This window comes from Desulfomicrobium apsheronum, assembly GCF_900114115.1.
GTDB classification, from domain to species: domain Bacteria; phylum Desulfobacterota; class Desulfovibrionia; order Desulfovibrionales; family Desulfomicrobiaceae; genus Desulfomicrobium; species Desulfomicrobium apsheronum.
In genome coordinates this window covers 331,177-354,393 of record NZ_FORX01000001.1, presented here as the reverse complement: position 1 = coordinate 354,393, position 23,217 = coordinate 331,177, and the positions used below count along the sequence as shown (strand labels likewise).

At 59.7% G+C, this 23,217-nt stretch carries 29 protein-coding genes; 16 read left to right on the top strand and 13 right to left on the bottom strand.

Going from position 1 to position 23,217, the window contains the following annotated elements; translation table 11 throughout:
• Window positions 1-7: 7 nt before the first annotated feature.
• The 3 genes from hemW to BMZ40_RS01570 are packed head-to-tail and all read right to left on the bottom strand — an operon-like array spanning window position 8 to window position 3,195.
• The gene (hemW, locus tag BMZ40_RS01580; RefSeq protein ID WP_092372378.1) at window positions 8-1,162 is read right to left on the bottom strand and encodes a radical SAM family heme chaperone HemW; all 1,155 of its coding nucleotides are present in this window, start codon (window positions 1,160-1,162) and stop codon (window positions 8-10) included.
• A gap of 3 nt (window positions 1,163-1,165) precedes the next feature.
• Complete coding sequence (locus BMZ40_RS01575) at window positions 1,166-1,714, bottom strand: epoxyqueuosine reductase QueH (RefSeq protein ID WP_092372377.1); 549 nt, start codon at window positions 1,712-1,714, stop codon at window positions 1,166-1,168.
• Window positions 1,715-1,722: 8 nt separating this feature from the next.
• Window positions 1,723-3,195: an Rne/Rng family ribonuclease gene (locus BMZ40_RS01570; protein ID WP_177192962.1), complete on the bottom strand. Its 1,473-nt coding sequence runs from the start codon at window positions 3,193-3,195 to the stop codon at window positions 1,723-1,725.
• A gap of 277 nt (window positions 3,196-3,472) precedes the next feature.
• Between BMZ40_RS01570 and BMZ40_RS01565 the strand changes: the two genes are divergently transcribed.
• From BMZ40_RS01565 to mutM, 4 genes are all read left to right on the top strand, one after another.
• Complete coding sequence (locus tag BMZ40_RS01565) at window positions 3,473-4,312, top strand: tRNA (adenine-N1)-methyltransferase (protein WP_092372376.1); 840 nt, start codon at window positions 3,473-3,475, stop codon at window positions 4,310-4,312.
• A 141-nt stretch (window positions 4,313-4,453) separates the two neighbouring features.
• A complete protein-coding gene (locus tag BMZ40_RS01560) occupies window positions 4,454-5,719 on the top strand; it encodes a phenylacetate--CoA ligase family protein (protein ID WP_092193253.1) in 1,266 nt (421 codons plus the stop codon).
• Between the two features lie 41 nt (window positions 5,720-5,760).
• A complete protein-coding gene (locus tag BMZ40_RS01555; protein ID WP_177192961.1) occupies window positions 5,761-7,008 on the top strand; it encodes a ChaN family lipoprotein in 1,248 nt (415 codons plus the stop codon).
• On the top strand, window positions 7,008-7,820 hold the full coding sequence (gene mutM / locus BMZ40_RS01550) for a bifunctional DNA-formamidopyrimidine glycosylase/DNA-(apurinic or apyrimidinic site) lyase (RefSeq protein ID WP_092372374.1): 813 nt from the start codon (window positions 7,008-7,010) through the stop codon (window positions 7,818-7,820). The genes BMZ40_RS01555 and mutM overlap by 1 nt, the downstream gene beginning before the upstream one ends.
• Window positions 7,821-7,995: 175 nt before the next feature.
• On the opposite strand, the gene minE is transcribed toward mutM, so the two are convergent.
• The 3 genes from minE to minC are packed head-to-tail and all read right to left on the bottom strand — an operon-like array spanning window position 7,996 to window position 9,759.
• Window positions 7,996-8,250: a cell division topological specificity factor MinE gene (gene minE, locus BMZ40_RS01545; RefSeq protein ID WP_092193247.1), complete on the bottom strand. Its 255-nt coding sequence runs from the start codon at window positions 8,248-8,250 to the stop codon at window positions 7,996-7,998.
• A 1-nt stretch (window position 8,251) separates the two neighbouring features.
• Window positions 8,252-9,058 (bottom strand): septum site-determining protein MinD, encoded by an 807-nt coding sequence (minD, locus tag BMZ40_RS01540; RefSeq protein ID WP_092372373.1) that lies wholly within the window; start codon window positions 9,056-9,058, stop codon window positions 8,252-8,254.
• A gap of 17 nt (window positions 9,059-9,075) precedes the next feature.
• Window positions 9,076-9,759 (bottom strand): septum site-determining protein MinC, encoded by a 684-nt coding sequence (gene minC / locus BMZ40_RS01535; protein ID WP_177192960.1) that lies wholly within the window; start codon window positions 9,757-9,759, stop codon window positions 9,076-9,078.
• Window positions 9,760-9,959: 200 nt separating this feature from the next.
• Between minC and BMZ40_RS01530 the strand changes: the two genes are divergently transcribed.
• Genes BMZ40_RS01530 through BMZ40_RS01520 form a run of 3 tightly spaced genes read left to right on the top strand, consistent with a single transcriptional unit; the run spans window position 9,960 to window position 12,522 of the window.
• Window positions 9,960-10,412: a PaaI family thioesterase gene (locus BMZ40_RS01530; RefSeq protein ID WP_092372371.1), complete on the top strand. Its 453-nt coding sequence runs from the start codon at window positions 9,960-9,962 to the stop codon at window positions 10,410-10,412.
• A gap of 21 nt (window positions 10,413-10,433) precedes the next feature.
• Complete coding sequence (locus BMZ40_RS01525) at window positions 10,434-11,072, top strand: cysteine hydrolase family protein (RefSeq protein WP_092372370.1); 639 nt, start codon at window positions 10,434-10,436, stop codon at window positions 11,070-11,072.
• Between the two features lie 34 nt (window positions 11,073-11,106).
• Entirely contained in the window at window positions 11,107-12,522 is a 1,416-nt protein-coding gene (locus tag BMZ40_RS01520; RefSeq protein WP_092372369.1) for a PAS domain S-box protein, read from the top strand.
• 173 nt (window positions 12,523-12,695) lie between these two features.
• On the opposite strand, the gene BMZ40_RS01515 is transcribed toward BMZ40_RS01520, so the two are convergent.
• Genes BMZ40_RS01515 through BMZ40_RS01505 form a run of 3 tightly spaced genes read right to left on the bottom strand, consistent with a single transcriptional unit; the run spans window position 12,696 to window position 14,295 of the window.
• Complete coding sequence (locus BMZ40_RS01515; RefSeq protein WP_092372368.1) at window positions 12,696-13,370, bottom strand: phosphoribosylanthranilate isomerase; 675 nt, start codon at window positions 13,368-13,370, stop codon at window positions 12,696-12,698.
• Window positions 13,371-13,388: 18 nt separating this feature from the next.
• Entirely contained in the window at window positions 13,389-13,655 is a 267-nt protein-coding gene (locus BMZ40_RS01510; RefSeq protein ID WP_092372367.1) for a hypothetical protein, read from the bottom strand.
• A gap of 52 nt (window positions 13,656-13,707) precedes the next feature.
• Complete coding sequence (locus BMZ40_RS01505; protein ID WP_177192959.1) at window positions 13,708-14,295, bottom strand: CDP-alcohol phosphatidyltransferase family protein; 588 nt, start codon at window positions 14,293-14,295, stop codon at window positions 13,708-13,710.
• Window positions 14,296-14,413: 118 nt separating this feature from the next.
• On the opposite strand from BMZ40_RS01505, the gene BMZ40_RS01500 reads away from it, so the two are divergent.
• The 6 genes from BMZ40_RS01500 (at window position 14,414) to BMZ40_RS01475 (ending at window position 18,744) form a co-directional block, all read left to right on the top strand.
• The gene (locus BMZ40_RS01500; protein WP_092372365.1) at window positions 14,414-15,343 is read left to right on the top strand and encodes a cation diffusion facilitator family transporter; all 930 of its coding nucleotides are present in this window, start codon (window positions 14,414-14,416) and stop codon (window positions 15,341-15,343) included.
• Window positions 15,336-15,752: a MarR family winged helix-turn-helix transcriptional regulator gene (locus BMZ40_RS01495; protein ID WP_092372364.1), complete on the top strand. Its 417-nt coding sequence runs from the start codon at window positions 15,336-15,338 to the stop codon at window positions 15,750-15,752. The genes BMZ40_RS01500 and BMZ40_RS01495 overlap by 8 nt, the downstream gene beginning before the upstream one ends.
• 135 nt (window positions 15,753-15,887) lie before the next feature.
• On the top strand, window positions 15,888-16,667 hold the full coding sequence (locus BMZ40_RS01490) for a lysophospholipid acyltransferase family protein (protein WP_092372363.1): 780 nt from the start codon (window positions 15,888-15,890) through the stop codon (window positions 16,665-16,667).
• On the top strand, window positions 16,664-17,686 hold the full coding sequence (ansA, locus tag BMZ40_RS01485) for an asparaginase (RefSeq protein WP_245750997.1): 1,023 nt from the start codon (window positions 16,664-16,666) through the stop codon (window positions 17,684-17,686). Before BMZ40_RS01490 ends, ansA begins: the two co-directional genes overlap by 4 nt.
• Entirely contained in the window at window positions 17,679-18,425 is a 747-nt protein-coding gene (locus tag BMZ40_RS01480) for a pseudouridine synthase (RefSeq protein WP_092372361.1), read from the top strand. The genes ansA and BMZ40_RS01480 overlap by 8 nt, the downstream gene beginning before the upstream one ends.
• Before the next feature lie 91 nt (window positions 18,426-18,516).
• A complete protein-coding gene (locus BMZ40_RS01475) occupies window positions 18,517-18,744 on the top strand; it encodes a rubredoxin (protein ID WP_092372360.1) in 228 nt (75 codons plus the stop codon).
• 115 nt (window positions 18,745-18,859) lie between these two features.
• Here the strand turns inward: BMZ40_RS01475 and BMZ40_RS01470 are convergent, their stop codons facing one another.
• Window positions 18,860-19,228, bottom strand: a complete 369-nt coding sequence (locus BMZ40_RS01470; RefSeq protein WP_092372359.1) for an Hsp20/alpha crystallin family protein — start codon at window positions 19,226-19,228, stop codon at window positions 18,860-18,862.
• A gap of 24 nt (window positions 19,229-19,252) precedes the next feature.
• Window positions 19,253-19,666, bottom strand: coding sequence for an Hsp20/alpha crystallin family protein (locus tag BMZ40_RS20010; RefSeq protein WP_092372358.1), 414 nt, complete (start codon window positions 19,664-19,666; stop codon window positions 19,253-19,255).
• Between the two features lie 199 nt (window positions 19,667-19,865).
• On the opposite strand from BMZ40_RS20010, the gene rbr reads away from it, so the two are divergent.
• Window positions 19,866-20,444 carry a rubrerythrin gene (rbr, locus tag BMZ40_RS01460; RefSeq protein ID WP_092372357.1) on the top strand — a complete coding sequence of 193 codons (579 nt, stop codon included), beginning with the start codon at window positions 19,866-19,868 and terminating at the stop codon, window positions 20,442-20,444.
• Between the two features lie 91 nt (window positions 20,445-20,535).
• On the opposite strand, the gene BMZ40_RS01455 is transcribed toward rbr, so the two are convergent.
• Window positions 20,536-21,099, bottom strand: a complete 564-nt coding sequence (locus BMZ40_RS01455; RefSeq protein ID WP_245750995.1) for a hypothetical protein — start codon at window positions 21,097-21,099, stop codon at window positions 20,536-20,538.
• A 24-nt stretch (window positions 21,100-21,123) separates the two neighbouring features.
• The gene (aspA, locus tag BMZ40_RS01450; protein ID WP_092372356.1) at window positions 21,124-22,563 is read right to left on the bottom strand and encodes an aspartate ammonia-lyase; all 1,440 of its coding nucleotides are present in this window, start codon (window positions 22,561-22,563) and stop codon (window positions 21,124-21,126) included.
• 71 nt (window positions 22,564-22,634) lie between these two features.
• Between aspA and BMZ40_RS01445 the strand changes: the two genes are divergently transcribed.
• A complete protein-coding gene (locus BMZ40_RS01445; RefSeq protein WP_092372355.1) occupies window positions 22,635-22,931 on the top strand; it encodes a DUF2845 domain-containing protein in 297 nt (98 codons plus the stop codon).
• A gap of 59 nt (window positions 22,932-22,990) precedes the next feature.
• Window positions 22,991-23,182 carry an Rdx family protein gene (locus BMZ40_RS20130; RefSeq protein WP_092372354.1) on the top strand — a complete coding sequence of 64 codons (192 nt, stop codon included), beginning with the start codon at window positions 22,991-22,993 and terminating at the stop codon, window positions 23,180-23,182.
• The last annotated feature ends 35 nt before the right edge of the window (window positions 23,183-23,217 follow it).

Below are 23,217 nucleotides of genomic sequence, written 5' to 3'. Positions count from 1 at the left end.
ACGTGTCCTACACAGTGTCTGCGTGCATGCGATCCAAAACTCCTAGCACCATTTCGATGACGGAATTACTGACCAGCATGCCCTTACGTGTCAGTTGAAGATGACCGGCCCGGAGGCGAACCAACCCGCTGGAGCGCAATTGCTCGACAGCCGGGTGGCGCCACGGAAATTCCGTTCCGGTCGTTGCCTTAAATTTTTCCAGGTCAAGCCCGGCGCCCGTGCGCAGGGTCAGCATGACCATTTCCTGTCGGCGGGTCAGCGCCGACAAAACCTCCACCTCGTCTCGCGCCTCGCCCTTGGCCACAACCTCTGCATATTCTTCAAACGCCGAAGGGTTCGACCATCTGCGGCCCTCGATGGTGGAAACCGCCGCCGGGCCAAGCCCCAGGTAGTCAAGCCCCGCCCAATAGCCCTGATTGTGGCGGCTTTCGCGGCCCGGACGGGCATGGCTTGAAATTTCGTAATGAGCGTATCCGCACGATTCCAGAAATTCCGAACCTTCAAGATACATCCGGGCTCCAATCTCTTCGTCCGGCAGGACCAGCGCCCCAGCCTCGACCTTGCGCGTCAATGCCGTGCCTTCCTCCAGACTCAGCCCATAACAGGAGAGATGCTCGGGTGCCAACTCCACGACCCCAGCCAGATCGTTCATCCAGCGATCCAGAGTCTGGCCGGGCAGGCCCCAGATCAGGTCAAGGCTCAGGTTCGTAAAACCGGCGGCCCTGGCGGCGTGCACGGCACGACGCGCCTGCGCGCTGTCGTGTGGGCGCCCGAGCATCGCCAGCAGATCGTCCTGCAGGCTCTGCACCCCGAGACTGAGCCTGTTCACTCCAAGGCTCCGCACGCTGTCCAGAAATCCGGGCAGAAGCACTGAATCCGGATTGGCCTCCAGCGTGATTTCGGCCCTTGGACTCAGGTCAAACCAAATGTCTGCCGCACGCAGCAGGGCTTCGATCTGCCCGGGCTCCAGAAGCGATGGCGTCCCACCCCCGAAATAGAGGGACTCAAGCCGAACCCGGCCCAGAACCCGCCCCCAGCCCGCCATCTCTAGCAAAATCTGCCGTACGTAAAGCTTTGCAGCCTCCTGGGAGAACGGGCCGGAATGGAAAGCGCAGTAACCGCATTTGCGCACGCAAAAAGGCACGTGAACGTAAAGCAGCATGATCTAGACGCGCCTGCCAAGCTCCGAGGAATAGCGCTCGAATTCGCTGTAAAGGCAGCCGCAGTACTGCTGCCGGTACATCCCCCAATCCTTCGACTGGGCAATGCCCTCCGACCAGCCTGAACGAAAATCCTGATAATGAAACGCCACCCCCGAACCCTCGGCCAGATCATGGCCCAAAGTTCGAATCTGTTCGTGCTTCTGGAATTTACTGTAAAGGAGCGTGGAGGTGAAGGCGTCGAAGCCACCGCGCCTGGCAATGGACAGGGTCCGCTCCAGCCGCAGGGAATAACACGGCAGACATCGGTTCGGCTCACGGTAAGTCACCGCCCGAAAATAGGCCTTGGGGTCGTACTCGTCATCCTTGAAGATGACCGGGATATCCAGGCGCTCGGCCATCTGGACCACGCCTTCCCGGCGACGCAGGTATTCCTGCAGGGGATGAATGTTGGGATTGTAATATAAACCCGTCACACCCATCCCGGCCTCAAGCAAGGCCCGGACGGGAGTGATGGCGCACGGCCCACAGCAGATGTGAACCAAAATCTTCATGGAAGAACCTAGCAAAATGCGCAGTTGGGCGTTTCCGTGGGCATGACGAAGATCTTGCGACCGAATGTCTGCTCGAATTCCATGAGCTTTTCCCGCTTGCGGTTGACAAGGTACTGCATGAGATCCGCGTCGGTCTTGTAGGTAAACGTCTCGGAGCTCTTGTCCTTGCGCAGTTCACGGTAGATGTCCTTGAGAGCCTGCATGGAGCGCCATTCCAGATTGCGGCGGGTGCCTGCCCCGGAGCAGTGCGGGCAGGGCTCCAGGCTTCCGGACAGGGCCGAGGTGCCAAGACGCTGGCGGACGATCTCAAGCAGACCGAATTTGGAGATGCGGCCAATGTCCGTGCGCGCACGGTCTACCTTGAGGGCCTGACGCAGCACCTTCTCAACCTCGCGGATGTGCTTGCCGTCCTTCATCTCGATAAAGTCGACCACGATCTGGCCGCCGATGTCGCGCAGCATGAGCTGGTTGGGGATTTCCTGCGCGGCCTCGATATTGGTCCGCAGGGCCATCTCCTTGAAATTCTTCTCTCCTCCGATCTTGCCGGAGTTGATATCGATGGCGGTCAGGGCCTCGGTGTGGTCGATGACCAGCTGTCCGCCGCTGGGGAGATTTACGCTGCGGCTGAAAATCTTCTGCAGCTGCGCCTCGATGCGAAAACGCTCGTAAAGGGTCCGCTCGGTCTCGGAGTGAACCTTTATGAACGTCTTGCGGCGGGGAAAAATGAGGGCGGCGAAATCCGTGATCTGCTTCGCGGTCTCGTCGTCGTCGACCCAGCATTCGGCGATATCGGGGGTGAGGTAGTCGCGGATGGCCCGAAAGGCCAAATCCTTTTCCTCATAGATAAGGGCCGGAGACTCGGAGGAGATGCCCTTCTTGCGGATGTCCTTCCACAGGCGCTTCAGAAACTGCAGATCGCGGGACAGGCTGCTCTTGCTCTGGGATTCGCTGACCGTGCGCACGATGACGCCCAGGCCTTCGTCGAGCTTGAGCTCCTCGACGACTTCCTTGAGGCGATCGCGTTCCTTCTCGTCTTCGATCTTGCGGGAGATGCCGAGCTGTTCGCGCCCGGGGGTGAGCACAAAATAGCGCCCGGGAATGGATAGGTAGGTCGTCAGGAAGGCGCCCTTGGAGCCGGTAGGTTCCTTGACCACCTGTACCAGCACTTCCTGGCCGGGCTTCAAGACCTTCTGCAGGGGCGGATACTTGCCCCGGCTGGGCACGTCGCCCTGGTAGTATTCGGGATGGACCTCGTCGACCTGAAGAAATCCGTTCTTGTCCGCCCCGTAGTTGATGAAGGCGGCCTGCAGGGCCTGATCGACGTTGTGAATCTTACCCTTGTAGATGTTGCCCTTGGTCTTGCTCTGATGGAGCATTTCAACATAATATTCGCACACCACGCCATCTTCCATGATGGCCACTTCCACCTGTTCACCAGGCAGCACGCTGATGAACATCTTGCGTTTCTGCTTCTCGCCCATACATATCCTCAAATGAAAAAAGTTTCCGGCAAAGCCGGGGAAAAATAAAAATTTGCGTATCAAGAAACCGGAAAAAATTTGTGAAAACGAAGCGTGTGGCGCAGAAAACAGGACATTGACCGGACTCTGCCGGACGCACAGCACGCCGAGTATCAAGCATGTTCTTTAACCGGCCAATGGAGCTATAGCAAGAAAAACCATCTTCGGAGCCAGGGGGATTGCTTGACATACCATTATGCCGTGGCTACTCCCGCCTACGCACTTTACAGGAGGCCACATGCTCGAACCGGGACAGCTGGTAATGCTGCTCAACGCAAACGACAAGCGATATTTTGTTACTGCCCAGGAAGGGCAGGTAATGCATACAAATGAAGGACTTCTGCACCTTGACGAAGTCCGCGCCGCAGGCTGGGGACAACAGGTCATGACGCACAAGGGCTATCCCTTCACCGTCATGCGCCCCACCCTCTACGATCTGGTCAAGTCGGTAAAACGCCGCACCCAGATCATTTATCCCAAGGAAATCGGCTACATCGTCATGAAGCTGGGCATCGGTCCCGGTTGCCGCATCGTCGAGGCCGGCTGCGGCTCCGGCGGTCTGACCACGGCTCTGGCCTGGCTGGTCGGCGACACGGGCAAGGTCTACACCTACGAACGCCGTGAAGAATTCTACACGCTCTGCCGCCAGAATCTGGAGCGCATCGGCCTCTCCCACCGCGTGGAGCAGTTCCATCACGACATCGCCGAAGGTTTCCAGCCTCACGCCGCCGACGCCCTCTTTCTGGATGTGCGCGAACCTTGCGACTATATCCATCATATTCCAAATGCAGTCGTGCCCGGCGCGCCTGTCGGTTTCCTGCTGCCGACCACCAATCAGGTTCAGGATCTGCTGAAGTCGCTGCAGGAAGGCCCCTTCCGGCAGATCGAGGTGGTGGAGATATTCCTGCGCCACTACAAGCCGGTGCCAGAACGCCTGCGCCCCGAAGACCGTATGGTCGCCCATACGGGTTTTCTGGTCTTCGCCCGCACCTTTGCCCAGCTTGACACACCTGAAACCGAGGAGCCACAAGGCCTCCCGCAGGAAGACATGCCGCAGGAGCCTTTGACCGAAGATTGATCCTTCATCAATTCATCTTCTATTTCAAGGATTTGCAGGTACCCACTTGCAAATCCTTTTTTTGTTCATGTATAAGACTTTTTTCTCACCTTTTAACCCCGACCCCACGGCCGGACCCTGCCACCGCAAGGAGGAGTGCTGATGACCCGCAAGGATCGCACTGAAGGCATTTTCAGCCGACGCGAAGTTCTGGATGCCACGGAACGCCAGAAATACTACCAGATCCAGCTCAAAGAGCTGCTCTCTTATGCGTATAGATATTCCGAAGACGTAAAAAAGCGCTTTGACCGCGCACAGTTTTCCGTGGAAAAATTCCGCGATCTCATCGACCTCAAGCACGTCCCGATCCTGAAGAAAAAGGAACTCATCTTCCTGCAGTCCATGGGCCCGCGCCTGGGCGGCCTTCTGACCAAGGATCTTGGCGAACTGCGCCGCGTCTTCCTGTCCCCCGGCCCGATCTTCGACCCCGAGGACAGAGGGGACGACTATTGGGGCTGGACCGAGAGCTTCTACGCCGCGGGCTTCCGTTCCGGCGACCTGGTCCAGAACACCTTCAACTACCACATGACCCCGGCCGGTCTCATGTTCGAGGAACCCCTGCGCCAGCTGAGCTGCGCCGTGGTGCCCACGGGCCCCGGCAACACCGGCAGCCAGCTCGACATCATGAAGAAGCTACGCGTCACCGGCTATGTGGGCACGCCGAGCTACCTCATGCACCTGGCCCAGAAGGGCGAGGAGAAGGGCCTCAACCTGCGCAAGGACCTGTACCTGGAAGTGGCCTTCGTCACCGGCGAAAAATTCTCCGAGAAGCTGCGTTCCACCCTTGAAAAGAAGTTCGACCTGATCATGCGCCAGGGCTACGGCACCGCCGACGTGGGCTGCATCGGCTACGAATGCTTCCACAAGAACGGCCTGCACATCGCCAACCGCGCCTACGTCGAGATCTGCCACCCCGACACGGGCATTCCGCTCAAAGACGGAGAAGTGGGCGAGATCGTGGTCACGGCCTTCAACAAGACCTACCCGCTGATCCGTCTGGCCACCGGCGACCTGTCCTACATCGACCGCGCGTCCTGCCCCTGCGGCCGCACGTCCCCTCGCCTGGGCACCATTGTCGGCCGCGTGGACACCACGGCCCGCATCAAGGGCATGTTCGTGTACCCGCACCAGGTCGAGCAGGTCATCTCCAGCTTCGAAGAGATCAAACGCTGGCAGATCGAAGTCACCAACCCCGGCGGCATCGACGAGATGACGCTCTTGATCGAGACCTCCGGCTTCAAGCGGGAAGAGGAGCTGCTGCACATGTTCCGCGAAAAGATCAAGATCCGGCCGGCGCTGAAGATCCTCACCCCCGGCACCCTGCCTCCACAGATCCGGTTCATCGAGGACAAGCGCAATTGGGATTGATGAGAATGGGATTAACGAGAATTGGATTGGCGAGAATTAGATTGGCGAGAAGCCTCATTCTGCCCGTGCTTCTGGCAATGCTTGCCGGATGCGCAAAACCGGCGGCGGTGACTCCCCCATGGGTCTCCCCGCCGCCGGGATCCTTTCTCTCGGCCAAGGCCGAGCCCCTGACCGACGACGAGGTCCTGAAACGGGCCAGACACGCCGACTTCATCCTCATGGGCGAAAGCCACACCAATCCCTGCGACCACACCGTCCAGGCGCGCCTCATCGAAGCCCTGGCACAAAGCGGACACCGCTTCTCCATCGGCCTTGAGATGCTGCCGGTCACGACGCAAACCGTGCTGGACGAATTCAACGCGCGGCGCATCACTGCCGCCGATCTGGGCGAAAAGGTGAACTGGGAAAAGATCTGGGGCTACCCCTACGCGCTCTACAAACCCATTTTTGAATTGGCGGAAGAATTCGGCCTTCCCGTGATCGGTCTGAACATCCCGCGACAAACGCTGGTCACCTTCCGCGACAAGGGCAACACGGCCCTGAGCAAGGCCGACAGGAACGCCCTGCCGCGCCGGATCATCCCGGCCAGTCCTGCCCAGAAGACGGCCCTTGAGATGCAGGTCGGCCTGCACCAGAGCATGCGTACGGCCACCGCGCCCGGTTCCGATACCAAGGACACTCCGGCCAAGAGCGCCACTGCGTCCAAAGCCATGTCCGGCAAGGCTCCCTCCATGAGCGCAATGGCTGAAAAATTCTACCTCGTGCAGGCCCTGTGGGATTCCATGATGGCCGAACAGGCCCTGGCCTACGAGGGGAGACTGAACCGGCCCATGCTGATCCTGGCCGGGAGCGGACACGTGGAGCACGGCTGGGGCATTGAATACCGGCTGCGCACCCTGGATCCCAAAGCCGTCTGCCTCTCCGTCATGCCCGTACGCGATGCAGAGGATTTCAAGTCCCAGACCGACACGTCGCAGCGGCCCATGCCTGCGGAGCAGGTCTATTTCTACTGCGCGGCCCAGCACAAAAGCCGCCTCGGCATGAATATCCTTTTCGAGGAAAAGGCCATGCGCGTGGAGAGCGTGGAACCCGACTCAAAGGCCGAATCGGCCGGACTGATGGCCGGAGATGTGCTGGTCGAGGCCGCCGGTCGGCCCCTGACCGAAGCAATGGACCTTCACTTCGCGGCCATGGCCGCCTCCCGTCAGAACAAACCGCTGGAACTTACCGTCAAGCGTGGCGGGCAGACCATAAGCCTGACCATCCCCCTGGCCTCCCCTCAAGACTGATGCCCGAACTGCCAGAAGTCGAAACCATCGCCCGCGGCCTGCACACCCTGGCCAAGGGGCGTCGCATCCTCGAAGCGCATCTGCTCACGCCGAGCGTACTGCGGGCAGGACACCCGGGCTCCCTGCCGGGCAGGACCATCACCCATGTCTCGCGCCGGGCCAAGCTTCTCCTCGTCCATCTGGACCAGGGCGAGTGCCTGGCCTTCCACCTCAAAATGACCGGACGGGTCTGGATCGCGAGCCCGGGTCAGGAGCTGCCCAAACACACGCATCTGGTCTGCGATCTTGAAGGCCGGGACCGCCTGATCTTCGAGGATACGCGGCGTTTCGGATTTTTCGGAATATATTGGCCGCAAGACCTTGAGGCCTGGAGCTTTTACCGCTCCCTCGGCCCCGAACCACTGGAGAGTTCCGCCGAGGAACTGGCTGAACGCCTCGGCGCACGCCGAGCCTGCGTCAAGAGCCTGCTTCTCAATCAGACCGTCCTGGCCGGAATCGGCAACATCTACGCCGACGAGTCCCTCTTTGCGGCCCGCATCCATCCGGCCAGCCTCGCCTCAAGCATCCCCCCGAAACGGCGCGTCCTCCTATGCAGTGAACTGCGCCGCATCCTGCTTGAGGCCATCGCGGCCGGAGGCAGCACCATCAGCGACTACCGCAACGCCTACGGCAAAAGCGGCATCTTCCAGGACAGTTTCGAGGTCTACGGCAAGAAGGGCGAACCCTGCCCGGCCTGCGGAATGCCCTTGCAGGCAACGAAGGTCGCCGGACGGACCTCGACGCACTGCATGAAGTGTCAAAAAAAGTATTAGAGATGGTCTTTTGGACCGGAAGGAATGGCAGGGGCTGAAAAAGCGCGGTGACGAGAAGTGCTTGTAACGCCCTTCATGCCGCTCTTGGGGCTATGCGAGACGCCTGACCGAGATTCACGGTCCCTAAAAAAGCCGGGGCGGCGCGAAGCGACCCCGGCGCTGGACAATTGACTACTCAGCGTTTGTTGTCCGGGAGGGTCACGTTAAACTCCAGGACTTCGCAATCTCCGTCCCTGTTCACGTCCACCCGGATGTCATCAAGTTCCACATGCACATATTTCTGCACCACCTGCATGAGTTCCTGACGCAGGCGGGGCAAAAATTCGTACCCGCCGTTTTGGGCCCGCTCATGGGCCACGATGATCTGCAGCCGGTTCTTGGCCACCTCAGCCGTGTTTTTCTTGGTGCGGAAATAACTGAAGATACCCATGTCAGCCTCCAAAAATCCGGGCAAAAAAACCCTTCTTGCGCGAAGTCAGGAAACGATGCGGCAGATCCTCGCCCATCAGGCGGGATACCGCGTCCTCGTAGGCCTGGCCCGCGTCGCTTCCGTCGTCTAGAATGACCGGCTCGCCGGAGTTGGAGGCGGCCAGCACGGACTTGGACTCCGGGATCACCCCCAGCAGCGGAATGGCAAGGATCTCCTCCACGTCGGCCACGCCGAGCATCTCGCCCCGCTCGACCCGCTCGGGATCATAGCGCGTAAGAAGCAAATGCTCCCGTATATTTCCGCCATTCTTGGCCTTTCTGGTCTTGCTCTGCAAAAGGCCCAGCACCCGATCGGAATCGCGCACCGAGGACACCTCCGGATTGGTCACGACCACGGCCTCGTCGGCGAAATGCATGGCCATGAGCGCCCCGTGTTCTATGCCCGCCGGCGAATCGCAGATGACGAAGTCGAAACGGGCCGAAAGCTCGTCCAGCACTTTCTCCACGCCGTCCATGCGCAAGGCGTCCTTGTCCTTGGTCTGGGACGCGGGAAGTATGAAAAGATTTTCGACCCGCTTGTCGCGGATCATGGCCTGATGCAAAGTAGCATCACCCTGGATGACGTTGACGAAATCATAAACCACCCGGCGCTCGCAACCCATGATCAAGTCAAGGTTGCGCAGACCCACGTCGAAATCAAGCACCGCGACCTGCATGCCTCGACGGGCCAGGCCCGTGGCCAGGGAAGCGCTGGAAGTGGTCTTGCCGACCCCGCCCTTGCCCGAAGTAACAACAATAATTTTACCCACAGTCCCTCCTGGTCCTGTCAAAGAGATTCAATCAAAAGCTGACGCCCGCTCAGACGGATCTGAGCCGAAGCGCCATGCAGGTTTTCGGGCAAATCCTCGCTGACCCGGTACAGCCCGGCGACAGAGATCAGTTCCGCCCGCAGTTCCTTGCAAAAGATCCGCGCCCCTTCGAAACCCATGACCCCGGCCAGGGCCCGCCCGCGCAGCGGCGCGTAGATATGGATATTGCCGTCGGCGATGACCTCGGAGCCCTGTCCCACGGGAGCCAGCACCACAAGATCGCGGCCCTTGGCATAGATCTGCTGTCCGGAACGCACGGGCTTGTCCACGACCATGGCTGCCGCATCTCCGAAAGGAGCACTCGCCCCGCCATTGGACGCTCGCCCCGGAGCGGGCCTGCTCTCCGGAAAAACGCCCAGATGAAGATTGGGTGCCAGCCGCTCATGATACTCGTTCCCGCCCTGGATGCCCACGGGCATCATGCCCTGATCCCGCAGCAAGCGAACCAGACCGTTCAGATCAAGCCCATTGCGCATCTCGCCCAAAGCGGAAAGGTCCACTATGACTGCCATGTTACGGAAAAATTCGGGAGTCCGCCCCAGACGTTCTTCAACATCAGCGCCCAGATCGACCAAATCGACCGTCAGCGGCCTGAAAAGTGTGCAAGGCGCGACTTTTCCCTTTATTTCAAAGGACGACACATCAATGTCCTTAAGGAGTTAAGCGTTAAGATCCGGGGAATGCCACGAGGATGAACGGCGGCTTTACCTTGGCCTGATGCCGAACACAAGCCTACCCAGCCCCCCTTCTTGGAGCCACCCCTTCTCGGAACCGCCCCTTGACGGCCCCCCCGGTCTTGCACATGAAAATGCATCACGTCACATCAAATACGAGGTGCTTCATGGATATTCGACACGTCATCGAGCAGGAAATTCCCTACGATCGTTTTCTGGGGCTCCTGGTGGAGGAAATCCGGCCCGGCTATGCCCGGCTGCGCTTGCCCTACAGGCCTGAATTCATTGGCGATCCAAGACGGCCTGCGCTGCACGGCGGTCTCATCTCCATGCTCGTGGACACCTGCGGCGGCTCGGCGGTGTGGGCGGCCTGCTCGGTGCGCGACCGGGTGGCTACCATCGACATGCGCGTGGACTACCTGCGCCCGGCCGACCCGGCGGATCTCATCGCCATCGGCGAGGTCAAGCTGCTGGGCAACAGGGTCGGCAACGCCACCGTGCAGATTTTCTCCGCCAATAATCCGGATGTGGTCATTGCCGAAGGCCGGGCCGTGTATAATATTCGAAAAGCAGGGGCAAAAACTCCAGATAACATGTGCATCCCGATCAGCAACCCATGACAGCCCGCGAGGAGGCATCCCATGAAAAAATCAAGACTGGTTTTCATTTTGACAGCGCTTGTCTTCCTATGCATAACGCCCGCCCTGGCGGGAACCATTATCGAAGAATGGAACACGGTTACGCCTCCCACGCCCGTGGAACTCAAGGCCGTGGCTGTCAGCCCGGCAAATACGGCTTTTCTGGTCCTCGACATCGAAGAGCGGACCTGCAACATGCAGGCGCGGCCGCGTTGCGTGGAGTCCGCACCCCGCATCGGGGCCTTCCTGGCCAAGGCCAGGGCAGCGGGGATGCCCGTGGTGCACAGCCTGACCAGCAGAGGCACGCCTGAAACCATTCTTCCCGAGGCTAGGCCCCTGCCCGGAGAACCCATTGTCCAGTCATCGGTGGACAAGTTCTTCAACACCGAACTGGACGCGATCCTGAAAAAACTGGGCGTCAGCAACGTCATCATCACCGGCACCACCGCCGAAGGTGCGGTCCTGCACACCGCCACCGGGGCCGCCATGCGCGGCTTGAACGTCATCGTGCCCGTGGACGGGATGTCGGCAGGGACCCTCTATGCCGAGCAGTACACGGCCTGGCATCTGCTGAACGCTCCCGGCACGCGCGCCCGGGCCAGCCTGACCAGACTGGACATGATCGACATCACCTCGAAGTAATCGGCCGAAAAATTTCTCGGCCAGGAATGAACATATGCATCTCATGAACCCCGAACATATCCAGCTGCTCGACGCCCTGAGCCAGGGAGCGGTCATCCTTCGAGACGGCAGGATTTCCCATGCCAACCTCTGTTTCGCCGCGATATGCAACGCCGGGCGCGAGACTTTGCTCGGCAGGTCCTTTTGCGACTTCGTCATCCCCAAGCATCACGATCGGGTCGAGAAATACCTGAACAGAATTCCGGACGAGCCGAGCTGCTCCCAAAAACCGATCGAGTTCACCCTGCTGGACGCAAACGGAACGGAATCGTTCGTCGAAATGCAGGCCAGAAAGATCAGCTACCAAGGCAAGCCGGCGCTGCTCTGTTCCCTCACCGACATCACCCAGAAGACCAAGACCAGCCAGAAACTCAAGCGTATTCTCGATTCCATCCCCGAAGTGATCATGGCCTTCGACCGTGAGCACTCACGCATAGAGTCGGCCAACAGCGCCACGGAAGGCCTTTACGGACTGCCTGCCGACCAGTTTGTCGGGAACATCTTTCACCCGATAGACTTGGTTTTCCCCGAGGACGCCGCGAAGGTTCAAGCCTTCTACGCGGGGCTGATAGAAAAGGAGATCGACCGCATCGAATATCGCATCGTGCACGCCAACGGCGATATCCGCTGGGTCCGCGACGAAGGCGAGGTCATCTACAAGGAGCAGGGCCTGGGCAGGATCCAGCAGATCTACCATTTCATCAAGGACATAACGGACCGCAAGAACGACGAGGAAAAACTGCGCGTCAACGAGCAAAAATACCGGCGCATCTTCCAGTACTCCACCGACCCGATCTTCGTGGCCATGCCGGACGGAAGCTTCGTGGACATAAACCAGGCCGCCATCTCGCTTTTTGAGTACGAGAGCCGCGAGCACGCGCTGAAGGGCAACGTCATTGACCATTTCACGGACGAAGACGAGCGAAAGGCCATCATGTCCACGATCATCCAGGACGGCAGCATCACCGATCACCCGACCCGGCTCAAGACCCTGACCGGGGAAACCGTCGAGGTCGCGATCACGGGCGGCTGCAGAAAAAACCGCAACTCGGGCCTGCTGGAAAGTTACCAGATCATCCTGCACGACATGCGCGCGGTCATCGAACGCACGGAACTGGAAACCTACCGCCGGACCATGGGCGGCCTCTCGGACCGGTTGAACAACATCGTGCAGGCCCAGGCCATGCAATACGGACTGATGTCGGATTATATCGAAGCCTTGAAATCCATCGAGGATGGTCCGCGCAAGGATCAGATCCTTGCACGCCTGCTGGGCAAGGTGAGCAATTCGAAGCGGTCTCTGGAGGATCTGCGCGTGCTCGGCGAGAAAATCCGCAAGATCTACCATGCGCCGGAACCACCCGTACCGGTTCCAGACGGAACAGGCGGCATTCTCTTCGACCTGAAGTAAGGGCCGATCGGCAAATCATCGGACGGCACGGCCCGTCACCGGCACCCCGACCACAATCGGCCCATGCGCCCGAACCCCAGCCCTTCAGTTTCGACGCACAAAGGCCCCGACCCGGAAGTACGTCCTTCGGGTCGGGGCCTTTATACCTGAAAATACTTGGCGAAATGGCATCACTACCCGGCAGCCTCGGCAAATCCGGCGCGGGCTTCACGCACGAAGGCCCGGACCAATTCCGGGTCCTTGGAGCCGTCCGGGGCTTCAACGCCCGTGTGCACATCGACCGCGGCCGGACGCACCGACCTTATGGCCTGACGAACATTGGCCGGGTTCAGGCCGCCGGCCAAAATGACCGGACGCGGGCTGTGCCGAACCAACTCCGCACTCACGCCCCAGTCGTGGACCAGGCCCGTCGCGCCGCTGGCTCCCGTCGAGGGGTCGAACGTATCGGTGATAAAGGCTTCGCAAACCGGCGAGTAGATCTGCGCAAACCGTGCGGGGCTCATGGACTCGCGGCCCACTACATAGCTCTTGAAGATACGCAGGGGCAGGCGGGTCCTGATCTGGGCCAGGGTGTCTGCGGAGACGTCGGCATGAAGCTGCACCGTGTTCACGTTCAAGAAACGGCAGAATTCCACCAGACGATCCGGGTCCTGCTCGTAGGTGATGAGCACGCAGAACGACGGCCCAAGCTCCGCGATGATGGCCCGCGCCTCATCCTCCGAGGTGTCCGTCGCATGCACCGGCAGGCGCAGGGGAAAACCGAGCAGATCCGCGCCGCAATCGAGCAGCATGCGCCCTTCGGCCAAGCTGCCGATCCCCGCCACCTGCACCAAACCTTCCATGGTCATGCATCCCCCGGAGCCGGGTTATTTTTTTCTGGCTTCCTTGAGCAGATAGCGCGCGGTTTCCAGGTCGTAGATTTTCGTCGGATCGGCCTTGGATCCACGCTCTTCGAACATTTTGGCGCCGCGCCGGATGATGTCCAGGTCCAGCCAGCCGTGCCGTTCCCATATTTCCGGATGATCGACATTGCTGAGCCTGAACTCGATATTGCCGTCCTGCTCCCGCACGAACATGCGGATGCGCTTGTTCTCGGGATACGGGTAATAGAAGATTCCGTCTTTGTCCTGCACTGTTGCCTCCAAAATTGTTTGTTTCCGGGACTTTCAAAGCCCGGGACAATTGTCAATCCCTGAAAAATCCAAGCGCCGCCCGCAGGCGCTGACCTGCCGTGAACAATACCGTCAACGCAAAGACCAGCGCCACTCCCGGGACTCCCGACGGCCACACGGCCATAAGGGAAAAAAACAGGAACCCCTCGCTGCGTTCGGCCAGACCGGCCTGATAGTGAAAACTCTTGCCGACGGACGCGGGCAGGGACGCTGCCGCCGTCAGGAAAACCGTCAGGGACAGGATGATGGCCGCGCAAAGCACCAGAAGCTCAAGCCTTGCCTCGGGAAAACGCAGCCCGAAAGCCACGATGACCAGCGCCTCCACGGCCCGGTCGCAGACAATGTCCAGCATGGCCCCGGCCCTGCTCGTCACTCCGCCCTGGCGAGCCAGGGTTCCATCCACCGCGTCCAGCAGCCCTGAAAGCCACAGCAAGGCCAGGAACAGGACTGGCCAGCCCAGGGCCATGGCTCCCGCAGCCAACCCGCCCAGAAGCGCGGCCGACAGGGTCACTGCCGCCGGCCCGATTCCCCTGCGACCCAAGGCATGCGCCATGGTGTCAAAAATCGGCTGAAAAAGCCGTCTGGCGTGCGTATCAAGCATGAAACATCCCTGTACTATCGGTTCAAAAAAACGAAATTCAAGTTTGACAATCAAACAATATCCACATAATTGTTTGCGTATCAAACAACTCGATAAGCAAACAATAGCGAGCATCCCCATGCACAACCATTCATGTTCCTGCGGCCATGACCATCACCACAATCCTGATCACGGCGAACGCGGGACCCGTTTCGTTTTCTGGCTGACCGTGATCACCATGGCCGTTGAGATCTTTTCTGGCTGGATTTTCGGCTCCATGGCACTCCTGGCCGACGGCTGGCACATGGCCAGTCATGCCGGCGCCATGGCCGTGGCCTGGTTCGCCTATGTCTGGGCGCGCAAGAACGCCGACAACCCCGACTTGGTCTTTGGCGCGGGCAAGGTCAATGCCCTGGCCGGATTCGCCTCGGCGGTGGGCCTCATCCTCGTGGCTCTCTACATGGCGGGCGAATCCCTGACCCGGCTCTTCTCACCCGTGCCCATCTCCTTTGGCCCGGCAACGCTGGTGGCGGTGCTGGGCCTGGTCATCAATCTGGTCAGCGCATGGTGGCTTCGCGATGAAGACCATGTACACAGTCACGACCACAACCTGAAGGCCGCCTACATGCATGTCCTGGCCGACGCCCTGACCTCGGTCCTGGCCATTTTCGCCCTGCTGGGCGGGAAGTACTACGGCCTGAACTGGCTCGATCCGGTCATGGGCATTGTCGGAGCGCTGGTCATCGGGCGCTGGGCCATCGGCCTCATGCGCGAAACCGGCTGGATCCTCCTTGATCGCCGCGCGGACAAGGATCTGCATGCGGACATCCTGCGTCGCATCGAGCAGGGAGGAGAGGTACGGGTTCGCGACCTCTATGTCTGGAACGTGGGACCGCGCCGCTTGGCGGGCCACCTCACCGTCGAAGACGGGACCCCTCGTCCGCCCGAATACTACAAGGATCTTCTGTCCGAAGTTGCGCATCTGGAGCGTGTCACCGTTGAAGTACATGCCTGCCCGTGCCCGGCGGAAAGCCGGGATCAGGTCTGCCCGGAGGCCGACCATGCATGAGCTTGAACAACTAAGCGATCTGATCATCGAATTCTACGAAAAACTCTCTTCCTGGGAACAGGCCGTGGTCCGAGACTCGGCCATCACCCTGCCGCAGATGCACACCCTTGAAATCCTGGGTCAGCAGTCCCCTTTGCGCATGAAGGAACTCGCGGCCAAGATGGGCGTGACCACCGGGACCCTGACGGTGGGGGTGGACCGCCTGGAAAAACTGGGTCTGGTGGCGCGCATCCCGCACGAGACGGACCGCCGTTCCATCCTCGTGACCCTGACCGAGGCCGGGCAGGAACTGTACCGCGAGCACCACGCCCATCACCTGCACCTGACCCGGGATCTGCAATCGGCCCTGACCCCCGAAGAGACGGCGCAGCTGCGCGCCATCCTGCCCAAACTGACGCAGGCGTTGTGAAGCCAACGGCCGCCGGAGGAAAACCATTGAAAAACATCTGGAAGCCCGTGACCTCTTGAGCTAACGTGCGCGGGCACGAAACACGAAGGGGCAGGAGTGCCGCGGCCCCTCAAACCCCATCCCGGTAGCTTTTGCATGAACATCAAGTCTCTCAGCGATCCTTACCATACCCCTGAAATTAAGATCGGCCCGTTTTCACGGCTTTTTCCCAGCGCGGCCTTTTATGCGCGGATATTGTCCATAGTCTGCGAGGCTGCGTGGCGAACCAGGGGAGGCGGCTATTCCATGGAGAAATGGGCCGTGGACAGCCTGACCGTCATGCGCAGGGCCGAAGCCAGCGGCCTGCGTTTTCACATCGAAAACGCTTCCGCCGTCACGAACCTGCCCGGACCCTGCGTGGTCGTGGCCAACCACATGTCCACCCTGGAAACCTTCTGCATGCCGGCCATCCTGGCCACCCATCGGCCCATCGCCTTTGTGATCAAGCGCAGTCTGACGACCTATCCAATCTTCCAGCGGATAGTTAACGCCGTCGAACCCATCGCCGTCGACCGCGTCAATCCCCGGGACGACTTCAAGGCCGTCATGGAGCAGGGACAGGAGCGCCTGGCGCGGGGCATTTCCGTCATCGTCTTTCCCCAGACGACACGCACCATGAATCTTGACCGCAAGGCCTTCAACTCCATCGGCATCAAGCTGGCCAAGAAGGCGGGAGTGCCGGTTGTGCCTCTGGCCCTCAAGACCGACGCCTGGGGCCTTGGCACGCTGAGCAAGGATTATGGAGCCATCCGGCCGGAGATTCCGGCCCGCTTCTGCTTTGGCGACCCCATGATGATCCGGGGCGCGGGCAAAAACGAACACGAGGAGATCATGGAGTTTATCCATTGGAAGCTCACGGCCTGGAGCGCCACGTGAAAAAAAAGGTCTGCATCCTCTACACGGGCGGGACCATCGGCATGAAGCCGACGCCGCAGGGATATGCGCCGGAAGCGGGATACCTGGGCCGCGTCATGGCATCCATGCCTGATTTTTCAAGCCCGGAAATGCCCGCCTACGTCATTTGCGAGTACGCGCCCCTGCTCGATTCCTCCAACATGGGCCCCAGACACTGGCTGGCCATCGCCCGCGACATCGCCGACAAGTACCACGAATTCGACGGGTTCATCGTCATTCACGGCACGGACACCATGGCCTACACGGCGTCTGCCCTGCCGTTCATGCTTGAGGGCCTGGCCAAACCCGTGGTCCTGACCGGATCACAGATTCCCCTGTGCAGGGTCAGAAGCGACGGCCGGGACAATCTGGTCACGGCGCTCATGGTCATCGCCCTGACGCCGGTGCCCGAGGTCTGCCTGTGCTTCGGCAACCGTCTCCTGCGCGGCTGCCGCACGACCAAGGTCGATGCCGCCGGATTCCAGGCCTTTGATTCCCCAAATTACCCGGACCTGGGACATATCGGCGTGACCATCCGCCCCCATCCCGAGCTGCTTCTCCCAACGCGCCCCGTGAACGGCCTGACCGTGCACCCGCTGTCCGACGCCAAGGTCGGAGCGCTCAGGCTTTTTCCGGGTATCTCGGCCGAGCTTGTGGCCAATGTGCTGCGCTCGCCGTTGCAGGGGCTCGTGCTTGAGACCTATGGGCTCGGCAACGGCCCCTCCAATGACGCCGAACTGATGGACGTTCTGGCCGAGGCATGCGCGCGCGGCGTGGTCATCGTCAACTGTACCCAGTGCCTGCGCGGCACGGTGGACCAGAGCGGCTACCAGGCCGGCTCGGCTCTTGCTCGTGCGGGAGTGGTCTCTGGCGCGGACATGACGGCGGAAGCGGCCCTGACCAAGATGATCTATCTTTTCAGCCTGGGCCTCACGCCGGAGGAAATTCGGGAGCGCATGCCGAAGAACCTGCGCGGCGAGCTGACCGAAAACAATGCCTGAAGCTGAAATCGCGGAAATTCCGGTACTGTACCGGGACGAGCAGTTCGTCGCCGTGCACAAACCGGCCGGATTGCTGGTGCACCGCAACGCCCATGCCGGACGCGAACCCTTCCTGCTCCAGATGCTGCGCGACCAGCTCGGACAGCGCCTGTATCCTGTGCACCGCCTGGACCGCCCCACCTCGGGCCTCATGATCATGGCCTTCTCGTCACAGAACGCCCACATCCTGGCCCTCCAGTTTGCGGGGCAGGATGTGGGCAAGACCTATCTTGCCGTGACGAGGGGCTTCACGCCTCTTCAAGGCCTCATCGACGATCCGCTCAAATCCGATTCCGGCAACCTGCAAGAAGCCCGGACCGAATTCTCGCGCCTGGCCACGGCGGAAATCCCGCACCCAGTCGGCCCCAACCCAACCGCCCGCTACAGCCTGGTTCAGGTCCGACCCAAAACCGGCCGCACGCATCAGATCCGGCGTCACTTCGCCCACATCCGCCACCCGCTCATCGGAGACGTGCTGCGCGGCGACGGCCGCCAGAATCGCTTCTTTCGCGAACATTTCGGCGTGCATCGCCTCTTGCTGGCCAGCGTGGAACTCTCCTTCCGCCACCCCAAAGACAACAGTCCCATGACCCTGACCTGCCCCCCGGCCCAGGAACTCCTCGATCTTTTCGACCAGCTCGGATGGAGCGCCGCCCAGCCCCTCTGGGCAACCGATTCCGACAATCTCCGCATCCCGTAGGGGCGGCCCTGCGTGGCCGCCCTCCCCGTGACGTCCTGCACCCTGCGGCCCAATGTATAATACCGATCAACAATCAAAACAGGAGCGGACAATGGCGGCCCCCGAAGAGATTTACCAGTGTCAGACAGTCAACTGCGGCTACATGTACAATCCGGACAAGGGTGACAGGAAGGGAAAAATCCCGGCAGGGGTGAAGTTTGAAGACCTGCCGGAAGATTGGCGCTGCCCCATATGCGGGGGCACGAAAAGATGCTTCCGCCCCCTGGTCGGACCCGGTTCGACCAAGGACGCAGGGTGTGAATTGCCCACCAAAGATTGAGAAAATTCAGCTCATAAAAAAGCGCGCCCTGACATGAAATGTCCGGACGCGCTTTTTCCTGTTTCATGCAGCCTTAAAAACGCCCAAAGCACCAGACGTTCGGCCCCAAGCTATCTTATCCGGCCTGGATCTCAATACGGCGAGGCTTGAAGCGGGCCGCCTTGGGCAAGTAGAGTTCAAGCAGACCCTTCTTGAGGCTGGCGCGGATACCTTCCCGGTCCACACCGTCCGAAATGGTGAACGTACGTACGTATTCCCCATCCCCAAACTCCACATGCAGGGCCTTGGCGTTTTCCTCTCGCGGGTAGACCGCCTTGCCGCGAATCTCCAGTTCGTTATCCCTCAGGTCAATGGACAGGCCGTCCTTGCCCACTCCGGGCATGTCCACGAAAATGTGGAATCCGTCCTCACGTTCCAGCACGTCGGTGTTGGGGCGGAATCGGGGCAGGGCCGGGGCCGTCTTTTTTTCCATATCGTTAGTCATGGGCTCATCTCCTCCTTGCAACACTTACTGGGCATCGATGGCGATGGTCAGCGGATGGCTTTCCTTGGCTTTGGGCAGGACCACCCGCAGCACCCCATCCTTCATGGATGCCTTGATCGCCTCCGCGCGCACGGGAACATTCAGGCTGATGATCCGCTGGAAGCTCCCGGTCGGACGCTCCTGTCTGTAATAATTGCCGACCTCATTCTTTTTGGTGCCCCGGATGACCAAGCTCTTTTCATTCAAGGTCAGTTCGATGTCTTCTGTATCCATTCCAGGAATTTCCGACATGACGACAATTTCATCTTCCCCCTCGCTGATGTTGACAGGAGGATAGGAGATGCGTCTCTGACTCAATGTACTCGGCCTCCACAGCTCTTCGAAAAAACTATCCACGTTACGCGGTAAATCATAGTATGTACTGAAATCGATAACCATACGGCATACCTCCAATCATTACGATGGCAACTAAATAAACACGATCGCACGGACGTCAAGACCAACGGTTACCCGGGCACGGGCATCAAAAAGTGCAAAAAGATCGACAATCTGCCTATTATCAAGAATCATTCTTATTAACTTGACAGATCAGGTTTACACTGATAGACGCAGTTCATATTTCAACCATGGAGGATTTATGTCGAAATCTCTGAAAGGAACACAGACCGAAAAAAATATTCTGACCGCTTTTGCAGGTGAATCCCAGGCCCGCAATCGCTACAACTACTTTGCCAAGCAGGCCCGCAAGGACGGGTTTGTCCAGATTTCCGAAATTTTTGCCGAAACGGCGGACCAGGAAATGGCCCACGCCAAAAGACTGTTCAATCTGCTTGAAGGTGGGGAAGTTGAGATCACCGCATCCTTCCCGGCAGGTCGTATCGGCACCACCCTGGAAAACCTGCGCGAAGCCGCCGGTGGTGAAAACCACGAATGGGAACACATGTATCCTGAATTCGCCAAGACCGCCAAAGAAGAAGGATTCCCGGAAATCGCCGCCATCATGCTGTCCATCGCCGTGGCCGAAAAGGAACACGAGCGGCGCTATCTGGCGCTGGCCAAAAATATCGAGGAAGGGCGTGTTTTCAAGCGGGAAAACAAGATCACGTGGCGCTGCCGCAATTGCGGCTACGTGCATGCCGGTGAAAAGGCCGTCGAACTCTGTCCGGCCTGCGCCCATCCCCAGGCCCATTTCGAGGAACTTGCCGAGAACTGGTAAACCGCCCGAAAAAAAGGGAGCCCTCGGAGGTTCCCTTTTTTTGTACCACGGGATTACCTCGGCAAGGCCGCAAGACTCCGCTTCGACGGCGTCACCCGCAAGGCAGGCCCTTGGTCCGCTTCCCCGGCACGAAGGTGGATCGCAAAAATCTGGGATGGAAGAAAATGAAGGGATTGGCCAGGATGGCGTCAGGCAGAATATGGTACCAGCGATACCCGAGCTCCCGAAAAACATGCCGGGCCTGAGCCCGGCAGCCCGTCTCTCGGGCAGCCAGCAGCGCAGCGTCACGCTGGCAGCGGGAAGCCGCCACCAGCCGAAACAGTCCGGGCCTGAACCCGTAGCGCCTCAGTAACCGACGCAGCCTCTTGAACTCCCGGTAACGCGAAAAGGCATCCGCCTGGCACAGAACCACGCCCCAGGCAAAAAGGCCGGTCAACCCAATCCAGACCCATGCCGCCCAGGAAAACTCCGGCTGCTCAAGAAAAAGCCATGCCTCGCAACCCGACAAAGCCGCCAGGGCCGAAACCTTGAGCGAAGTCAGATGCGGAAAGGGAGCCACCCGCAGATATCGGAGAAGTTCACATAACGCCGAACGCCACATGAATTCGCTTTGGCCGCTCCCGGTCCTTTCGTCAAGCCTGTCTGAACAGACCAATCGTCACCCCCTTCCTCGCACGGATCATCGAAGCGGTGTTCCCTCTGGGCGAGGACATGCGCTTCTCTGCACCATGCGCGGATGCGTCATCTTCATGGGATCAAGTGCGTCTTCAAGCTCTTCGATAGTCATGAGCTTCTTCTCCAGCACCAGATCATATACCGTTCTTCCGGTCGCCACCGACTCCTTGGCGATGGCCGCGGCCTCGTCATAGCCCAGATAGGGCACGAGCACGGTCACGATTCCGGCGGACATGCGCACCAGCTGGGCGCACCGCTCCCGGTTGGCGGTGATGCCGACGATGCAGCGATCCTTGAGGATGCGCATGGCCCGCAGGAGCATGTCCATGGTCTGAAACAGGTTGAAGGCGATGATGGGCTCGAAGACGTTGAGTTCGAGCTGTCCGTGTTCTGCGGCAATGGTCACGGTCAGATCGTTGCCGATGGCCTGAAAGCAGACCTGGTTTACCATTTCCGGAATGACCGGGTTGACCTTCCCGGGCATGATGGACGAACCCGGCTGTCTCGGCGGAAGGTTGATCTCCCCGAGGCCGGCATATGGACCCGAGGAAAGCAGACGCAGATCATTGCATATCTTTGACAGCTTCACCGCCACGCGCTTGAAAACGCCCGAGAGCTGCACGAAGGCCCCTGTGTCCGAAGTGGCCTCCACCAGATTGGGCGACTTGGTCAGAGGCAGGCCGGTGATATGAGCCAGCTTTTCACAAACAAACGCGGCGTAGGCCGGCACGGTGTTGATGCCCGTGCCGATGGCCGTCGCCCCCATGTTGATCTCCATGAGCAGCTTGCGACAGTCCTGAACGCGGTCAATGTCCTCGCCCACGGTCACCGCCCAGGCCGAGAACTCCTGTCCGAGCGTCATGGGCACGGCATCCTGCAACTGGGTTCGGCCCATTTTGAGCACATCGGCGAACTCATCGCCCTTGCACGCCAGGGCATCGACCAGATCCCCCATGGCGCTCACCAGCTCCCTGATCTTCCAGATGGCCGTGATTCGAAGCGAAGTGGGGTACACGTCGTTGGTGGACTGGGACAGATTGACGTGGTTGTTGGGATGGCAGAACCCGTATTCGCCCTTGGCGTGGCCCATCAGTTCCAGCGCCCGGTTGGCGACAACCTCGTTCATGTTCATGTTGACCGAAGTCCCGGCCCCGCCTTGAATGACGTCAACCACGAAATGATCGTTCAGCTTCCCCTCGCGCACCTCCCGGCAAGCGCCCAGGATGGCGTCGGCAATGTCCGCATCGAGCAGCCCAAGCTCCAGATTGGCCAGGGCCGCCGCCTGCTTGATACACGCCAAGGCCTCGATGTGCAGCGGATAATGGGAAATGGGAATCCCCGTGACCTGAAAGTTCTCCATGGCCCGCACGGTCTGCACGCCATAATAGGCGTGCTCCGGCACTTTGCGTTCTCCAAGAGAGTCCTTCTCGACTCGGTAGTTCATAATGTCCTCTTTACTCGTGATTCAGTTGCGGTCTAGAATACCTTGGTCATCAATTAATCGGAGACAACTCAATGAGAAAGCTCTTTTTTCTGCTCACCCTGCTTTTATTTTTGACAAACCCGGTCCAGGCCGCGGATCTTCGCTGCCAGGGAGATCTCATGACCCCTGGCACCATCATCACCAAAGTCCGCCAAAAATGCGGCGTCCCCTTGTGGGAAGACCGCATCGGCGAAGTGAAAAGCACCACGCGAAGCGGCGGAGAACGCCTCCTCTACATCACTCAGCTGACCTATGAGGCCAGCGGCGGGTATTACGTCCTGACCTTCGAAGGCGGCGAGCTCAAGCAATCGGAATTCTTTCAGAAATGAACACAATGACGCATGGGGGCGACACTGTGCAGGTACAAATCGTGTACTGCGGTTTGTGAATGGGTTATGAGACACGCGCCGCAAGTCTTGCGGACAGACTGCGCTCCGAAGCAGGAGTCACCGTATTCCTTACGCGCGGAAGCAAAGGCGACTTCGAAATTCTGCTTGGCGACACACTGATATATTCCAAGCAGCAAACCAGACGTATCCCGAGTCCCGATCAGATTCTGGACCTTTTGCGGCAGACTTGACCTGCAGCAAATTTTTGCCTCAAAGACCCCGTGCT

Coding starts and splice junctions, on each gene's coding strand:
- hemW (WP_092372378.1), bottom strand. CDS start 1,162: ATGCTGCTTTACGTTCACGTGCCTTTTTGCGTGCGCAAATGCGGTTAC.
- BMZ40_RS01575 (WP_092372377.1), bottom strand. CDS start 1,714: ATGAAGATTTTGGTTCACATCTGCTGTGGGCCGTGCGCCATCACTCCC.
- BMZ40_RS01570 (WP_177192962.1), bottom strand. CDS start 3,195: ATGGGCGAGAAGCAGAAACGCAAGATGTTCATCAGCGTGCTGCCTGGT.
- BMZ40_RS01565 (WP_092372376.1), top strand. CDS start 3,473: ATGCTCGAACCGGGACAGCTGGTAATGCTGCTCAACGCAAACGACAAG.
- BMZ40_RS01560 (WP_092193253.1), top strand. CDS start 4,454: ATGACCCGCAAGGATCGCACTGAAGGCATTTTCAGCCGACGCGAAGTT.
- mutM (WP_092372374.1), top strand. CDS start 7,008: ATGCCCGAACTGCCAGAAGTCGAAACCATCGCCCGCGGCCTGCACACC.
- minE (WP_092193247.1), bottom strand. CDS start 8,250: ATGGGTATCTTCAGTTATTTCCGCACCAAGAAAAACACGGCTGAGGTG.
- BMZ40_RS01530 (WP_092372371.1), top strand. CDS start 9,960: ATGGATATTCGACACGTCATCGAGCAGGAAATTCCCTACGATCGTTTT.
- BMZ40_RS01525 (WP_092372370.1), top strand. CDS start 10,434: ATGAAAAAATCAAGACTGGTTTTCATTTTGACAGCGCTTGTCTTCCTA.
- BMZ40_RS01520 (WP_092372369.1), top strand. CDS start 11,107: ATGCATCTCATGAACCCCGAACATATCCAGCTGCTCGACGCCCTGAGC.
- BMZ40_RS01515 (WP_092372368.1), bottom strand. CDS start 13,370: ATGACCATGGAAGGTTTGGTGCAGGTGGCGGGGATCGGCAGCTTGGCC.
- BMZ40_RS01505 (WP_177192959.1), bottom strand. CDS start 14,295: ATGCTTGATACGCACGCCAGACGGCTTTTTCAGCCGATTTTTGACACC.
- BMZ40_RS01500 (WP_092372365.1), top strand. CDS start 14,414: ATGCACAACCATTCATGTTCCTGCGGCCATGACCATCACCACAATCCT.
- BMZ40_RS01495 (WP_092372364.1), top strand. CDS start 15,336: ATGCATGAGCTTGAACAACTAAGCGATCTGATCATCGAATTCTACGAA.
- BMZ40_RS01490 (WP_092372363.1), top strand. CDS start 15,888: ATGAACATCAAGTCTCTCAGCGATCCTTACCATACCCCTGAAATTAAG.
- BMZ40_RS01480 (WP_092372361.1), top strand. CDS start 17,679: ATGCCTGAAGCTGAAATCGCGGAAATTCCGGTACTGTACCGGGACGAG.
- BMZ40_RS01475 (WP_092372360.1), top strand. CDS start 18,517: ATGGCGGCCCCCGAAGAGATTTACCAGTGTCAGACAGTCAACTGCGGC.
- BMZ40_RS01470 (WP_092372359.1), bottom strand. CDS start 19,228: ATGACTAACGATATGGAAAAAAAGACGGCCCCGGCCCTGCCCCGATTC.
- BMZ40_RS20010 (WP_092372358.1), bottom strand. CDS start 19,666: ATGGTTATCGATTTCAGTACATACTATGATTTACCGCGTAACGTGGAT.
- rbr (WP_092372357.1), top strand. CDS start 19,866: ATGTCGAAATCTCTGAAAGGAACACAGACCGAAAAAAATATTCTGACC.
- aspA (WP_092372356.1), bottom strand. CDS start 22,563: ATGAACTACCGAGTCGAGAAGGACTCTCTTGGAGAACGCAAAGTGCCG.
- BMZ40_RS01445 (WP_092372355.1), top strand. CDS start 22,635: ATGAGAAAGCTCTTTTTTCTGCTCACCCTGCTTTTATTTTTGACAAAC.
- BMZ40_RS20130 (WP_092372354.1), top strand. CDS start 22,991: ATGGGTTATGAGACACGCGCCGCAAGTCTTGCGGACAGACTGCGCTCC.